This window comes from Anaerocolumna sp. MB42-C2 (assembly GCF_030913705.1).
GTDB lineage: Bacteria > Bacillota > Clostridia > Lachnospirales > Lachnospiraceae > Anaerocolumna.
In genome coordinates this window covers 6,101,951-6,116,833 of record NZ_CP133190.1, presented here as the reverse complement: position 1 = coordinate 6,116,833, position 14,883 = coordinate 6,101,951, and the positions used below count along the sequence as shown (strand labels likewise).

18 protein-coding genes are annotated in these 14,883 nt (G+C 36.1%); 1 reads left to right on the top strand and 17 read right to left on the bottom strand.

What is annotated here, in order from left to right; genetic code table 11:
- Window positions 1–46: 46 nt before the first annotated feature.
- The 17 genes from argR to spoIIIAA form a co-directional block, all read right to left on the bottom strand.
- Window positions 47–508 carry an arginine repressor gene (gene argR / locus RBU59_RS27105; RefSeq protein WP_161839586.1) on the bottom strand — a complete coding sequence of 154 codons (462 nt, stop codon included), beginning with the start codon at window positions 506–508 and terminating at the stop codon, window positions 47–49.
- Between the two features lie 2 nt (window positions 509–510).
- Complete coding sequence (locus RBU59_RS27100; protein WP_308145581.1) at window positions 511–1,377, bottom strand: NAD(+)/NADH kinase; 867 nt, start codon at window positions 1,375–1,377, stop codon at window positions 511–513.
- A 75-nt stretch (window positions 1,378–1,452) separates the two neighbouring features.
- Window positions 1,453–2,319 (bottom strand): TlyA family RNA methyltransferase, encoded by an 867-nt coding sequence (locus tag RBU59_RS27095; protein ID WP_308145580.1) that lies wholly within the window; start codon window positions 2,317–2,319, stop codon window positions 1,453–1,455.
- A 37-nt stretch (window positions 2,320–2,356) separates the two neighbouring features.
- On the bottom strand, window positions 2,357–4,306 hold the full coding sequence (gene dxs, locus RBU59_RS27090) for a 1-deoxy-D-xylulose-5-phosphate synthase (RefSeq protein WP_308145579.1): 1,950 nt from the start codon (window positions 4,304–4,306) through the stop codon (window positions 2,357–2,359).
- A gap of 74 nt (window positions 4,307–4,380) precedes the next feature.
- Entirely contained in the window at window positions 4,381–5,349 is a 969-nt protein-coding gene (locus tag RBU59_RS27085) for a polyprenyl synthetase family protein (RefSeq protein ID WP_308148651.1), read from the bottom strand.
- Window positions 5,339–5,548 carry an exodeoxyribonuclease VII small subunit gene (gene xseB / locus RBU59_RS27080; protein WP_308145578.1) on the bottom strand — a complete coding sequence of 70 codons (210 nt, stop codon included), beginning with the start codon at window positions 5,546–5,548 and terminating at the stop codon, window positions 5,339–5,341. The genes RBU59_RS27085 and xseB overlap by 11 nt, the downstream gene beginning before the upstream one ends.
- Window positions 5,549–6,757, bottom strand: coding sequence for an exodeoxyribonuclease VII large subunit (xseA, locus tag RBU59_RS27075; protein ID WP_308145577.1), 1,209 nt, complete (start codon window positions 6,755–6,757; stop codon window positions 5,549–5,551).
- A 60-nt stretch (window positions 6,758–6,817) separates the two neighbouring features.
- Complete coding sequence (gene nusB, locus RBU59_RS27070) at window positions 6,818–7,222, bottom strand: transcription antitermination factor NusB (RefSeq protein WP_308145576.1); 405 nt, start codon at window positions 7,220–7,222, stop codon at window positions 6,818–6,820.
- Window positions 7,223–7,471: 249 nt separating this feature from the next.
- Window positions 7,472–7,861: an Asp23/Gls24 family envelope stress response protein gene (locus tag RBU59_RS27065; protein ID WP_308145575.1), complete on the bottom strand. Its 390-nt coding sequence runs from the start codon at window positions 7,859–7,861 to the stop codon at window positions 7,472–7,474.
- A gap of 319 nt (window positions 7,862–8,180) precedes the next feature.
- On the bottom strand, window positions 8,181–9,044 hold the full coding sequence (locus RBU59_RS27060) for a SpoIIIAH-like family protein (protein WP_308145574.1): 864 nt from the start codon (window positions 9,042–9,044) through the stop codon (window positions 8,181–8,183).
- Window positions 9,045–9,064: 20 nt separating this feature from the next.
- Complete coding sequence (locus RBU59_RS27055; RefSeq protein WP_308145573.1) at window positions 9,065–9,679, bottom strand: stage III sporulation protein AG; 615 nt, start codon at window positions 9,677–9,679, stop codon at window positions 9,065–9,067.
- Between the two features lie 28 nt (window positions 9,680–9,707).
- Complete coding sequence (gene spoIIIAF, locus RBU59_RS27050) at window positions 9,708–10,334, bottom strand: stage III sporulation protein AF (protein WP_308145572.1); 627 nt, start codon at window positions 10,332–10,334, stop codon at window positions 9,708–9,710.
- Window positions 10,335–10,467: 133 nt separating this feature from the next.
- Complete coding sequence (locus RBU59_RS27045; RefSeq protein ID WP_308145571.1) at window positions 10,468–11,643, bottom strand: stage III sporulation protein AE; 1,176 nt, start codon at window positions 11,641–11,643, stop codon at window positions 10,468–10,470.
- 21 nt (window positions 11,644–11,664) lie between these two features.
- Window positions 11,665–12,054 carry a stage III sporulation protein AD gene (spoIIIAD, locus tag RBU59_RS27040; RefSeq protein WP_308148650.1) on the bottom strand — a complete coding sequence of 130 codons (390 nt, stop codon included), beginning with the start codon at window positions 12,052–12,054 and terminating at the stop codon, window positions 11,665–11,667.
- A gap of 12 nt (window positions 12,055–12,066) precedes the next feature.
- Window positions 12,067–12,261: a stage III sporulation protein AC gene (gene spoIIIAC / locus RBU59_RS27035; RefSeq protein WP_161839598.1), complete on the bottom strand. Its 195-nt coding sequence runs from the start codon at window positions 12,259–12,261 to the stop codon at window positions 12,067–12,069.
- Window positions 12,262–12,298: 37 nt separating this feature from the next.
- On the bottom strand, window positions 12,299–12,823 hold the full coding sequence (locus RBU59_RS27030; protein WP_308145570.1) for a stage III sporulation protein AB: 525 nt from the start codon (window positions 12,821–12,823) through the stop codon (window positions 12,299–12,301).
- Between the two features lie 29 nt (window positions 12,824–12,852).
- A complete protein-coding gene (gene spoIIIAA / locus RBU59_RS27025; protein ID WP_308145569.1) occupies window positions 12,853–13,803 on the bottom strand; it encodes a stage III sporulation protein AA in 951 nt (316 codons plus the stop codon).
- Between the two features lie 127 nt (window positions 13,804–13,930).
- On the opposite strand from spoIIIAA, the gene RBU59_RS27020 reads away from it, so the two are divergent.
- Window positions 13,931–14,707 (top strand): shikimate dehydrogenase family protein, encoded by a 777-nt coding sequence (locus tag RBU59_RS27020; protein ID WP_308145568.1) that lies wholly within the window; start codon window positions 13,931–13,933, stop codon window positions 14,705–14,707.
- The last annotated feature ends 176 nt before the right edge of the window (window positions 14,708–14,883 follow it).

Below are 14,883 nucleotides of genomic sequence, written 5' to 3'. Positions count from 1 at the left end.
TTAAATAACCTGCACAATAAATCATTGTACCACGGTCTGTTTTTATTTACAAGCTTTTTGAATTGATTAACTTGTTCAATTTTTCCATCACTATAACGGTTTCTTCCGTAGTTTTAATTACACACATGACGGTATCATCTCCTGCTATACATCCCATAATTCCCTGAATGTGTAAAGCGTCCAATGCTGCTGCAACCGCCATTGCCATACCGGATACGGTTTTAACAATAATAATATTCTGGGCCATATCCATGGAAACAAAACCATCTTTTAATACACGGACAAATTTCTCACTTAAACCGGTTTCCGTATTGTTTAAAACAATATATTTCTGCCTTCCGTCATCTACCGATATTTTTGTTAATTTCAATTCTCTGATATCTCTGGAAATCGTAGCCTGGGTTACATTATAACCTGCTTTCGTCAGTAAATCAGCTAACTCTTCCTGTGTTTCAATATCATTCTTATTAATTAACTCAATAATTTTACTCTGTCTTCCTACTTTCATATTTATTCCCCACCTTGTCCTATTTTTGTTCTTAGTATATCAAAAAAACTAGTATGATTGATTTTCACTAATTTTGTTTCTTCTTTCGCTTTGCCTACTTCAATAATATCTTCTGCCTGAAGTAAAATTGCCATTCTTCCGTCGAATGTTGCAATTGCTTCTTCCTCTTGCGTCTTTTTGCTCTCATCGATCTTTATCTTAACCGAATCCTCGGAAGAAACCACAATGCTTCTAGAATTTAACGTATGAGGGCATATCGGTGTTATAATAATCGTTCTTGCATCGGGTTTAACAATCGGTCCGCCGGAGGATAAATTATAACCTGTAGAGCCAGTCGGTGTAGATACAATAACTCCGTCACCACGATACCGCCCCACCAATTCATCATTTACAAATATGCTTACACTGATAATTCTTGAAAAACCACTTCGGGTAATAACAATGTCATTTAATACAATACCACCGTAAACCCGCACTTTCTTACTATATACATTCCCTTTTAACATCATTCTGCTTTCTAAACTAAACTGATCAGAATATAAAACATCCAGTGCTTCATAAAGGTTATGCTTTTCAATTTCTGCCAAAAAACCCAGTGTTCCAAGATTTATGCCAAGTATAGGAATTCCTTTTCCCGCAAGATCATTGGCTGCCTGTATAATGGTACCGTCTCCGCCTAATACAATAGCACATTCCGTGTCTTTTGGAATAGCGCTTGCATCCGTAAAACGATTTTGGTAATTTACAGGATTTTGACCTTCCAAAAGGATACATTCCTTTTTATTTTTCCTCATATAATCTACAATTTTCGTTGTAATTTCTAAATCTGTATCTTTATCCCGGTTTGTTATTACACAAAACTTTTTCATTAAAAACTCCTATAAATTACATTGTTATGATTATTTATACAATGCTCCTGTTATTGTACCATAAACACTCTATCTTTACAAGTTCAATGTATTATGCGCGGCGCCTACAATATTATGGATATAATTTAATAAATCACCTATATTAACATTGTGGACGTACTGATTGCATTCTTTAAGAGTCATTTCGATTTCCGGTTCCCTCTCGGGGATGATATCTTTCTGAATATGTAATAAATATTCAATATTACCCTCCGGCCCCTTTATCGGTGAATAATCCAGATTAAGGATATGAAACCCTGTTGATACCGCATAAATAATAACTTTCTCTATTACTTCAATGTGAACACTTTGTTCACGGACTACACCCTTTTTCCCTACTTTTTCACGACCGGCTTCAAATTGAGGTTTAATGAGGCAGACAACCTCACCGCTCTCTTTTAATAATTCCCGTACGGGTAACAATACCTTTGTAAGGGATATAAAGGCTACGTCTATGGATATAAAATCGATACTGTCCGGAATTTGATTCGATTCCAAATACCTGATATTTGTTTTTTCCATGGAAATGACCCGTTCATCCTGCCTTAATTTCCATGCAAGCTGATTTGTTCCCACATCCACCGCATAGACTTTACTGGCTCCGTTCTGCAGCATACAATCCGTAAATCCTCCCGTTGAGGATCCCACATCCATACATATTTTACCTTCTAAGGAAACACCATACTGTTCAACAGCTTTTTCTAATTTAAAACCTCCGCGGCTGACATATTTTGATGGAATCCCTTTCACTTCTATCGTTACAGAATCGGCAAACATACTGCCTGCCTTATCTTCTCTCTGTCCGTCAACGAATACATTACCCGCCATGATAATCGCTTTCGCCTTTTCTCGTGACTCAATCAGGTTTCTTTTAACTAATAATACGTCTAATCGTTCCTTCACAGGTAACCTCCATAAAATAGAAAGGAACATTACGAAATTAACTTTCTACTTTTGATAATATATTTTTTATTATAGATGCTGGGTCAAATTGTAATTTTTCTTTTAATACCCCTACATCCCCCTGCTCTATAAATTGATCCGGCAGGGAAATATTAATCAATCTGATTCGTTGGTAATTATGCTCCATTAAAAATCCTGCAACCTTTTCACCATAACCGCCTGTCTTAACGTTTTCTTCCATGGTAATCCACGTTCCAAAACTTAATGCCAAACGGTGAAATAATTCTTCATCCATAGGAGAAATAAATCTCACATTTACTAATACAGCCTGTTTACCAAGGTTATTCAATTCCTGAACAACCTGTACTGCTGTTTCCACCATACTTCCTACCGCAAGTATAACCAGGTTCTCAAGATGAAATTCGTCGTTGAATGTATCTCTGGAAATTTGGTTAAAATCGCAATCTTGCATTATGTTCATATTCGATTTATTTAAATTAATTATCTCACTTTTACCGTATTCAATCGGAGTTTGGAACTCCTCCAAACCTTCATATGTTCTGCCTCTGGGATAACGAATGGCAATGGGTCCGTCAAACTGATTTGCGAAATAAAGCATTTCACGGAATTCCTTTTTATTTTTAGGTGCTATCATGGTCATCGACGGCATATGGGATAAAAATGAGATATCAAAGATACCCTGATGGGTTTCACCGTCATTTCCAACTAAGCCGGCACGATCGATAGCAAATACAACAGGAAGTCTGCTAATACATACATCATGAAGAATCTGATCGTAAGCCCGTTGCAAAAATGTAGAATATATTGCTACAAAGGGTTTCATACCACCGGAAGCCAAACCTGCAGCATAGGTAACTGCATGTTCTTCCGCAATCCCCACGTCAAAAAACCGGTCCGGATACTGTCTCATAAATTTATTTAAACCGGTTCCGCTGGGCATAGCTGCCGTAATTGCTACCAGCTTCTCATTTTCCCCCGCAAGTTCCATTAAAGTATCGGAAAAAACATCAGTATAGGTAAGACCCTTTTTCGGGGCATTATTTTTACCGGTTTTTACATCAAAGGATTCCACGCTATGATACCAACAGGGATTCTGTTCTGCCGGTTTATAACCTCTGCCTTTTTTGGTTATTACATGCACCAATACTGCTTCATTTAACTTGGAAGCACTGGAAAAAGCAGTAGTCAATTGATTAATATCATGACCGTCTATCGGTCCGATATAAGTTAATCCCATATCCTCAAATAACATGCCCGGAATAACCAGCCGTTTAATGGAATCTTTCGATTTTCTTAATTTGTCCATTATGATAGAACCAATTCCGGGAATATTATTTAAAGTATTTTCTATAGAGTCTTTCAACTTATTATATTTTATATTTGTACGCAATTGGCCTAAATAGTTAGCCATACCGCCGACATTTTCAGATATAGACATATTATTATCATTTAATACAATCATCAGATTGGAATTAAGCCTCGCTGCATTATTCAGTGCTTCAAAGGCTAATCCTCCGGATAATGCTCCATCCCCGATAACTGCCGTTACCCTGTAATTCTCTCCTCTTAAATCCCTTGCTTTTACCAGACCCATAGCCGCTGAAATCGATGTGGAACTATGTCCTGTATCAAATGAATCACAATTACTTTCTTTCTTTTTAGGAAATCCACTTAATCCCTCAAAAGTCCTTAACGTGCAGAAATCATTTTTTCTGCCGCTTAAGAGCTTATGCGTATATGCCTGATGACCTACATCCCATACTAATTTATCCTTAGGAAAGTCCATATACAGATGTAAAGCCATAGTTAATTCCACCGTACCCAGATTAGAAGCCAAATGCCCACCTGTCTTACTGATATTTTGCACCAGGAATTTTCTAATTTCTTCCGCCAGTTTTTTATAGTCGGACGGGTTTATTTTTTTAATGTCATTTGCCTGATTTATATTATCCAAGATTCGTGACAAATCTTCACCTTCATTTCTGTTTAATAATTTGTCTGTAAGTAATTAAACATTAAACGTATATAATACTCAATGAACTACTTTTTACGGTTAATAAGTTCTATAATTAATTCCTGTAAAAATTCATTTTCTTTATTAAGCGTTTGAAAAGCAGCTAATCCTCTCTCCGATAAGGCCTCAACTTTTTCTTTTGCTTTGTTTATTCCTAATAAGGTTACATAGGTTACTTTATTATTCTTTTCATCGCTGTGCGCAGGTTTTCCGATAACTTCAGTAGTTGAGGTAACATCTAATATATCATCCTGTATCTGAAAAGCAAGTCCTATATCCGAAGCCATTTGTTCCACCACTGCTATATCCTCTTCCCCGGCTCCTGCTAATACAGCACCTATCATCATACTTGCTTCAATAAGTGCTCCAGTTTTAAGCTTGTACATATAGTTTAATTTATCCAATATAGTGTTATGATCTTTATGGGGCTCTGTTAATGTAATCCCTTTTATATTACTATTTAAATTCAAATGCGATTCGGTTAAAGTCCCGAATCCCTCCATATCAACAACCTGTCCGCCAATCATCCCATAAATACCGGCTTTTTGGGCAAGGATACTAAAAGCTGCTGCTGCACGTCTTAGATCATCATAAGAATCGCCTTTTAGTGCCAAGCAGGCTGTTTCAAATGCGTAGTTCAGTAAACCATCCCCCGCCAATATGCCCATAGCTTCTCCAAATACAACATGGGTGGTCTTTCTGCCTCTGCGGTATTCATCATTATCCATTGCAGGAAGATCATCATGTACCAGCGAATAAGTATGAATCATCTCCATTGCGGTCAGAAAAGGTCTGATCTTTTCTTCCTCATAACCGCCGAATAAACGGTAGGTTTCCAGCATTAACATAGGACGAAGTCTTTTACCTCCGGCCATAATGCTATAATTCATAGCTTCATATATACGTTTCTGATATCCGGTTTCTTCCGGTAGATATTCTTTTATTATAGTTTCAATGTAACTAACCCTCTTATTTAGTTCATCCCTAAAGTTCATCTGTTTCACTTTTCTCCCCTAATACGATCAGCTTTTTTTCGACCTTATCAATAGAATCATTACAGTATTTTAATAATTTTATGCCTTCCTGATAGAGTGAAAATGAGTCTTCCAGTGTAATGTCTTCCTGTTCCAGCTTACTTATAATATCATTTATTTCATGAAAGGAAGCTTCCAGGGACTTTTCTTCTTTTTTCATTTAATTCCGCTCCTTTTTAATCATCTCATCAACGGTAGCCATCACATCGCCATCGGTAATACAAATGCGAATTTTTTCACCGACTTGCACTTTATCAAGACGGTTCATGATTTTATTCTCACGATTCAAAACTAAGGCATACCCCTGATTTAATTTCTTAAGAGGAGAAAGCCCTTCTATTTTTTCAATATATAGTTCAAGTAGATGCCTTTTAAGGGTTAACTTTTTTTGCATCTGCTGCGACAATTTCTGTTCCATGTCAATCAGCTGCTGCCTTTTCTGGCGGATTTGATAGATTGGACTGGCATAATCCAACTTTAAAGCAAAATGCTTTATTTCATTACGGTAAACTGATATCTTCTTTTGCAATCCGCTGTTCAGGGCATGATTCAATGCTGTTATGTCAAAAAGAATTGCTTTAATATCAGGTACAGCCAGTTCCGCAGCCGCAGATGGTGTAGGTGCCCGAAGATCAGAAACGAAATCAGCTATCGTAACATCGGTTTCATGGCCTACCGCCGAAATAACAGGCGTTCGGCAATCATAAATAGCTCTCGCTACAATCTCTTCATTAAATGCCCATAAATCTTCAATGGAGCCACCGCCGCGTCCGACTATTATGGTATCTACACCAAGTTTGTCCAAAGCATGTATTCCTGCGACAACGGTTTGTGCCGCTCCCTCCCCTTGAACCAAAGCCGGGTAAAGTACTAATTGTACGTAAGGATTCCGCCGTTTTGTAATATTTATGATATCCTGAATTGCCGCTCCTGTCTTAGCTGTAACGATACCTACCATCTTGGGGTAAACCGGTATCCTTTTCTTGTGTTCTGCCTCAAAGAGTCCTTCTTCTTCCAATCTGTTTTTAAGCTGCTCATATTTCTGATATAACAGACCGGAACCATCAAGAATTATTTCTTTCGCATAAAGCTGATATTTACCGTCTCTTTCATATACATTAACAGATCCAAGGGCAATAACGCTCTGTCCTTCCTTTAACTGAAATTTAAGGCCATTCCTCTGCCCGGCAAACATGACACAGGCCATCTGCCCATTATCATCTTTCAGCGTAAAATAAATATGCCCGGAAGTATGATACTTACAATTGGATACCTCACCCTTAATATAGATATTGTTTAAGGCATAGTCCCTTATGAACATATTTTTGATATATAAATTAACCTGTGTTACGGAATATACATTATTCATAAAACCACCCTTGTTCCCATAACATACCTAAAGTCAACCCTCAGATACAGCCTGATATTGTTATTCATCTTTAGCCAGCTTAGCCAAAACGCCGTTAACAAAGGACCCGGAGGAATCTCCTCCAAAAATTTTGGCTATCTCAACTGCTTCATTAATGGCGACTTTTGTTGGTATATCATCATCATATTTAATCTCATATATGGCAAGTCTCATTATAGTAAGATCAACCTTACCCATTCGGTTTAATTTCCATCCACTGGAAGCTTCTGCTAATATAGCATCAATTTCCGGAATTCTTTCAATTATCTTATGAAATCTTTCTTTTAAATAAAGTAAATCTTCCTCTTTTGGTTCCTCTAAAGATTCAAAATACAAATCAATCTGTTCATTTAATTCCGTATCTTCATGAAAATCCTTTCGAAAAAGCATTCTAAAAAGATGTTCCCTGATTTCTCTTCTACTCATAATTGCACCCATTGCATACCGTTAACTTTTAGCGGTACTGCCTCATATTAAAACAGACTGAAAGAATCATTTTATGGCATCCTTTCAATTTAATTTTCTTTCAGCCTTTAGAATAAAGAGTCTGGCGAGCCAGACTCTAGCCCTGACGTTCGTTGAAACTTCCTATGAAATAACGAAATGTTTAACACATAAACAACCCTTAAATAGAATTATCTAAGGGTTGCATAGGTTTAGACACTATTATTTTATTTATTTGCTTCTTTCTATATTAACACCTGAAATCCTGACATTAACTACCGAAACCGTCAAACCAGTCATGTTCTCAATTGCTGATTTAACTTTTTCCTGAACCTGTCTGGAGGTATTAGGAATGCTGTAACCATATTCCAATGTCAGGGATAAATCCACCGATACTGAGTCTGAGCTAACTTCAATCTTAACTCCTTTGGATAAATTTTTCATACCCAACTTGCTAACCAATTCTTTCGTAATATTACTTGACATTGCAGCAACGCCTTCTACTTCGGTGGCAGCTAAACCGGCAATGGTAGCAACTACTTCATCAGCAATCTGCACCTCACCCACATTACTTTCAGCATGTATTTGATAAGTATTTCTATTCTCTTGCTCCTTAACCACTGTAATTACCTCCTAAGTTTATACACATAACAGTAACAAGTGTCCAAAAAATGCTACTTAATGTAATTATTATATCAAACTTATTCTTAAATGCCAATCATTTATTCATATTTTTAAATACAAGTACCACTTACCTGTGCTTTAACTGGCTTTTTGGGAACAATAATTGTTTCCTGTACTCGATATATAATAACAGACATCTCCGCTTAATATTATTATTACCAGATTTTTATGCGGTAATCGTAAAAAGGGCTCCTGCAAAATTTGCATTAGCCCTCTGTAATTATGCTGCTATGCTATTAACATTAATTCTTATCTGTTATTCTCCTACAACTACCGGAGCAATATTTATATCTTTTGATGCTACACCTGTTTTTCTCTTAACAACATCTTCAATTTTAGCAACATCCTGTTCATCTAAGCTGGCTGCATTCACTACAACATCAACAAGTTTACCTTCAATTGTAACGATTGCATCACTAAAGCCCATTGCTTCCAGAAGCGTTTCGGTAGCATTTTCTTTTTCAGAGATTGCAGTCATTTTAATTATATTATTAACTGCCTCTTCCTTGGCTTTTTCAGTAAGGTTAGCGCTGTCAACGATTTTCATTAACTCTTCTTTATTAACCGCTCTCATCTGTTCCCTTGCTAATTTTCTGGAAGCAAAGAAATCAGGAGTGGTTGTCGTGCTGACTAATACTGCTTCACCGGGAGCAGTGGTTTCTTTCCCTTTTTCATCAACAACAACTTCACCATTATCGTTTACATCATAAGCAGCTACTTCTTCGGAATCGGCTTTCTTAGAAGTATCGGCTTTAGCATCTTCTTTCTTCCCGCTTTTATCTGAAGAAGTCGTTTCATCTGTACCTTTAGCATCTGCCTTTTCTTCTTTTCCTTTATCTTTGGCCAAGGTCTCTTTACTGTCACTTTCTCCATCCGTAGTTACATCCAAAGCGGTTTCATCCAATAAATCTTTGGTGTCCTGCAGAGAAACGGTACTTCCGTCTGTAATATTATCGCCTTCCGTTTCCGTATATGTATCATAATCCAATACTTCACCATTGCCGACATCGGCAATTTTATCCTCGTGGTTCCTGTCAGAAAAATTCAGATACCCTGCAATTGCAATCATGATAGCCAATGCAGTAATAATGATTTGATTTTTCTTAAATATATTTTTCATACTTGCCTCCTTTAAAACATTTATTTATTCATTTTCATTACTTTAACTTTATGTGCAGGTACGTTAAATAATACCTGTGCTGCCTCCATAATTTCTGTCATAATTTTTGCATTACCTCCGCCTTCGGCTATTACAACAACACCCTCTACCTCCGGTTCCTTTTCCTGTATGACATATGGAACACTTTCACCGTTTCCACCATTCACTAAAACAGTGGTATCTTCTTTGCTAATATTGCTGCTATCTCTGTTTCCGCCCTCCCCATCTACTTCATTCATGCTTTCTTGTGTATATGGACCATCTTTTAGTATTACTTTCTCTTTGGAACCCTTTAAAGTAATCATGACATCTACATCTCCGATACCTTCTACTTTAGCAAGTACTTTCTTTAAACGGTTTTCTAATTCATTGATATAAACTTCGGTTTCATCATCTGTTTCTGTATTGTCAGAATTCACTTTCACTTTGTTATCTTGCTTTGCTGTATTATCTTTTGAGGAATTTTCTGATGAAAGCATATCAGGAAATGATAATACAAGCAGAAATATTCCTGCCATCAACAGTATTACGAGTCTTGCGGGTCCAATTTCCTTAATACTGAGCTTTTTCTTTTCCTTTACCTTTTCTTTATCCATACTTTCTCCTTAAGTATTACAGGACCGGTTATTGCTCCTGTATACTAATATTTATATTATCAGGGTTCATATTATAGAAGTCCGACAACAGGTTTTTTATATTAATTTCACTAGGTGTAAGAAGTTTTTTTTCTTTGTCCTCGTCTTTCTCCTTTTTTTCTCCGATTTTAATATCTTCTATATCTACCTTGTCAATATTCACAGAATTTTTCTTGGTTTCTTTCCTGATATAACCGGCAGTAATATTTAGTGACAGCAGATTACCGAAAGTGCTGTTGTTTTCATCTTCATCTACTTTAACTTGTATATCGGTAAGATATAGGTTCTCTCCTTCCAGCAAATTACTGACCTGCTTTCCGATCTGTTCCTTGTATTCTTTTAAAATGGCAGACATCTGATTATCTTCTGCATCCGCCAATTTGTCGTTCATATCCTCAGCTTCGGCCAAAAGGGAATTGGTTGTAAAGTAATAATCCATGGTTTTATCCAGTTGAAACAGTTTTAACAACGGTGAAATAACGAGAATTACCAGAACAATTCCAGTAATTAAATTTACATATTTCTTATAAGAACTTTTGCCAAGTAAGTTGGTAACAATCGTTGTCAGTACTAAAAATATTACTATATTTTTAACCCAACCATATATTTCACTCATATCTTAATCCCTTAAACTATCCATAATTATGTAACTGGATAGTATTTCATAAGTTCAATAATAAAGCTCTGAACTTTGAATTCCTTTCTTTAATTATGAAGTGTAAATTTCATTATTTATTTTATCATCTCCCTTATGTCGTTGTAGCTGCAATTATTGTTATGGTTAATAAAAATAAAACGGCACCTACCAATACGGTCTGCAGTAAAAGGGCTGCCGCATCAGCGGAGGCAGTAACACAATTTAGCATACGCTTGTCCGAAATCGGCTGCACGGCAGCACTGCTTACCCTGTAAATAAGGGTAGTGATTGCCAGTTTTATAATCGGAAGAGCACATATAATTATTATTACAATAACACCTGCAACACCTATGGCATTCTTTAGCAGGATACCTGCTCCAAATACACTTTCGGTTACACTCCCAAGTACATCTCCTACTCCCGGTATAACACCTGCAATTTTATATAAAGCTGATTTTTTAATATTATCAGCTACGGGTAAAATCAAACCCTGTATTGCATTAAATCCCACAACTAACCCTAGCAGTGTCTTTAGGGCCCACTTGATCACTATGGATAACAGATCTGCCAATTTTGACAATAAATCTTCTTTCGATAGATTATTTGCCATAGAAACAATCAGATAAATATTAATCATAGGAATAATTATTTTAATTAATAATACATCAACAAAAGTTATTAAAAATAAAGTTACCTGATAATAAACCATGGAAGTTCCGGCACTGGATACAAATGCTACCGATAAAAAATAGGTGGGCACCAGAGCTTTCATAAAACTTAGCACGGCTGATATCGTATTAGACGCTAAGGTTGCCGCCGATATAAATGAGGCCGTTAACACGGAAAATAAAAGCAGGTACGCAACATAAAACCCGGTCTCAGCCACCTGCGTATTTTGAAAAGCATACGAAAAATTTGTAAATACGGCAGCAATGACAGCAATGGATATTAATCTTGTCAAGATACCAATATTATCTTTTACTTCATTTATTACCGCATTTTTAATATCATTTCCTATCTGCTCCAGGGAAAACTTTTTATTACCGGTTACAAGGTCGGTTACATATTGTTCAAAATTCATATTATCGCCCGAATCTAAGACTTCATCAATAACACGCTGTATATCATTATAATTAAAATCCGTACCGCTGATTTCATTGACATCATCCGAATTGGTACTACTTTCCCTCGCATACACTTTATCTTTCGTTATAAGCAGAAATAAAAGAACCAGCAGAAAAATAAGTATTTTGGTTATTTTCCGGTTTCTTTTATTAAAAATAATCATTAGGAATCCTCCTCTTATGGACTATGCCGTTAAAAACTCATTAATGGTATCCAGCAAAGCCAGAAGAATTGGCATTCCAGTTGCTAATATCGTCAATTTACCTACCAGCTCAATCTGATTGGCAACTGCAGTATGTCCACAATCTTTGCAGATATTTGAAGAAAACTCAGCAATATAGGTAATTCCGATTATCTTAATTAATATTGAAATATAGGTTTCATTAAGACTGATATAAGTCTGAATTTTCTTTATGGTATCAATAATAATCTCTAATTTATTTACTCCAAGGTAAAAGATGAGGATGCATCCTACAAGGCTTATGTATACTGCATATTCTGATTTCGTACTCTTAAACTGTATCGCCATTAAAACTACAATAATACCGATTAAGGCAATCTGTATCATATCGATGCTCCTTTCTCTTTATAAGGTAAATAAATTCCTGATTATTTCAAACAGCTCGGATATATATGGTACAATCCAAAAAAGTACCAGGATCAGTCCTGCCAAAGTTGTTAAAAAAGCCTGTTCTTCTCTGCCGGATTGCTTTAGTATCTGGTTTAGAACCGATACCAGTATTCCTACCGCTGCAATTCTAAATATCAGGTTGATAGTCATGTTATCCTCCTTGTAAATGTTTATGGCTTATAGCTCATTAAAGCATTATGATCGTTATAAAGATTCCTCCCAAAACACCCAGGGAATTGTATAAATAGGATTTTTGTTTCACATTATGTGAAAGTTCTTTTATTTCATCTTCGATTTGTGATATATATAAATCTATGGTATTAATCTGCATATCCTTATCCAGATACCCAAGATTTTCACCAAACTGACCAAGACTTGTCAGATCTTTTTTACTTAATGACGTATTATTCAGTTCCTTTACAACCGCTTCTTTCCATATGGTACAAAAAGAAACGCCGCCCAGTTCATTTAACCGGTCTGCAATTACAGAGAGAAATGTTCTATATTTCCCCTCATGGCGGTAAGATAAGGCTTGTACTGCTTCCGGCAATGGAGTATTGGCATACCGGATATCACCCCGCAAAAGAAAAATAATCTTCTTTAATTCCCTTAAATCCATGATTCTGTTCTTTAATTCACTGCTAAAATAGATACCCATTCCGGCTGATGATGTAAGAATTAAAATACATCCGATTACTTTAATAATTATCATAGTTGCCTCCCTTCTTATTCCATAAACACTTAATAAATTCTGATACCTTTCTCATCATATATTTCTTCCAGATGTCCGACACAGCCATAATTGTTCAGCAATATATAACGCTCAAATATTCTTTCTTCCACTAATTTACCTAATATAGGTTTATTTTTGATATCTTCTATGGAATTGCCATGTACTGTTGCGATTAATTTGCATCCGCAATTCATTACATATTCAATGGCACTTATATCTTCAACGGATCCGACTTCATCTACGGCAATGACTCTTGGCGACATGGACCGAATCAGCATAAGCATACCTTTTGCCTTAGGACAGCAATCCAATATGTCCGTTCGGATTCCCAATTCATTTTGGGGAATTCCCATATAACAGGCACCGATTTCAGACCGTTCATCCACTACACCCACTGTAATACCCGGGCGGTTCTCACTGCCGTTGGATAACTGACGGATTACATCCCGAAGTAATGTTGTCTTTCCGCAGCGGGGCGGTGATATAATCAACGTATGGTAGCAATCATTACCCTTAACACCGGTAATATAAGGTATTACCTTATCGGCACAACCTTTCACCTGATGGGATAGGCGGATGTTGATAAAGGATATATGCTTCATACTTTTTATTTTATTTTCTTCCAAAACTGCTTTCCCGATAATACCTACCCGATGTCCTCCGGTTATTGTAATAAATCCCTGTTTCAGTTCTTCTTCAAATGCATACAAGGAATAATTGCTGATATATTCCATGGTTTCCCGGATTTCATTTTTCGTAATCACATAGATATCTTCATCGCTTACAGACAGAGTTGACTGTGAAGTTACAAAAAACTCCTGGTTATCGTAGATTACCAACAAGGGCGCATTTACTCTAAGACGAATCTCCTGTAACAAATCATAATCAAAATTTATCTTGGAAAGAATTGTCCTAAGTTTTACCGAAAAGATTTTCAACAGCTCGTCTTTTTTATTCATCTCATTCCTCCTCCTTTAGAACAATATATGTATGGCATACGAAATTATGACCGGATATTTTTCTTGCAAATTCATATTAATTATATTATTCTTTAACTAATTTATTTTTTAAAGGAAGGCATATGACATGGAATACGGATTAATAGGAGAAAAATTGGGACATAGTTATTCAAAGATTATTCATGAGAAGCTTGCAGATTATGACTATGAGCTGACCCCTTTATCTAAGGTAGAATTTGAATCTTTCATGGAGGTTCGGGATTTTAAAGCCATTAATGTTACGATCCCTTATAAAAGAGACGTAATCCCGTATCTTGATGAGATGGATGATAATGCAAAACGGATTGGAGCCGTAAATACCATTGTTAATAAAAATGGTAAATTAATCGGGCATAATACGGATTTTTTTGGATTTTTATATATGATTAAACATAACAGTATAATTGTAGAGAATAAAAAAGTAATCGTACTTGGTAATGGAGGGGCTGCCCAGGCTGTTTTAGCAGTTTTTGAGCATTTAAAAGCTCAAAATATTATTATTGTAAAAAGAATCAGTGGGGATGGTGTTATTTCCTATGAGGAATGCAGGAAATATCATTCTGATGCACAACTGATAGTAAATACCAGCCCTGTTGGTATGTATCCGAACGTTGATTCCAGTCCTATTGATTTAACATTATATCAGAATTGCGAAGCAGTACTTGATATTATTTACAATCCCTTAAAAACCAAATTACTGCTTCAGGCGGAAGAATTAGGTATGAAAGCGGTTAATGGCCTTGAGATGTTAGTTGCCCAGGCGAAATATGCTGTGGAATTTTTCCTGGATAAAGATATAAAAGATGAGGTAATTGATGAGATTCATGAGAAGATTTTAGCAGATATAACAGGACACGATTTTTAATATATAGTATCAAAAAGAGGCTGTTACATAATTCAAAATCTATCTTACTTGGGCGAAATATTACTATAATCCAGGCCCAAGCTCGATAGATTTATTATTTACAACTACCTTGTTTTCTAACTAGCCTCTGACTGATTTTGATTTGAACTGCCTGACACCATGTAAAGTGAATAAAA

Coding starts and splice junctions, on each gene's coding strand:
- argR (WP_161839586.1), bottom strand. CDS start 508: ATGAAAGTAGGAAGACAGAGTAAAATTATTGAGTTAATTAATAAGAAT.
- RBU59_RS27100 (WP_308145581.1), bottom strand. CDS start 1,377: ATGAAAAAGTTTTGTGTAATAACAAACCGGGATAAAGATACAGATTTA.
- RBU59_RS27085 (WP_308148651.1), bottom strand. CDS start 5,349: ATGAACTTTAGGGATGAACTAAATAAGAGGGTTAGTTACATTGAAACT.
- xseB (WP_308145578.1), bottom strand. CDS start 5,548: ATGAAAAAAGAAGAAAAGTCCCTGGAAGCTTCCTTTCATGAAATAAAT.
- xseA (WP_308145577.1), bottom strand. CDS start 6,757: ATGAATAATGTATATTCCGTAACACAGGTTAATTTATATATCAAAAAT.
- nusB (WP_308145576.1), bottom strand. CDS start 7,222: ATGAGTAGAAGAGAAATCAGGGAACATCTTTTTAGAATGCTTTTTCGA.
- RBU59_RS27060 (WP_308145574.1), bottom strand. CDS start 9,044: ATGAAAAATATATTTAAGAAAAATCAAATCATTATTACTGCATTGGCT.
- RBU59_RS27055 (WP_308145573.1), bottom strand. CDS start 9,679: ATGGATAAAGAAAAGGTAAAGGAAAAGAAAAAGCTCAGTATTAAGGAA.
- spoIIIAF (WP_308145572.1), bottom strand. CDS start 10,334: ATGAGTGAAATATATGGTTGGGTTAAAAATATAGTAATATTTTTAGTA.
- RBU59_RS27045 (WP_308145571.1), bottom strand. CDS start 11,643: ATGATTATTTTTAATAAAAGAAACCGGAAAATAACCAAAATACTTATT.
- spoIIIAC (WP_161839598.1), bottom strand. CDS start 12,261: ATGACTATCAACCTGATATTTAGAATTGCAGCGGTAGGAATACTGGTA.
- RBU59_RS27030 (WP_308145570.1), bottom strand. CDS start 12,823: ATGATAATTATTAAAGTAATCGGATGTATTTTAATTCTTACATCATCA.
- spoIIIAA (WP_308145569.1), bottom strand. CDS start 13,803: ATGAATAAAAAAGACGAGCTGTTGAAAATCTTTTCGGTAAAACTTAGG.
- RBU59_RS27020 (WP_308145568.1), top strand. CDS start 13,931: ATGGAATACGGATTAATAGGAGAAAAATTGGGACATAGTTATTCAAAG.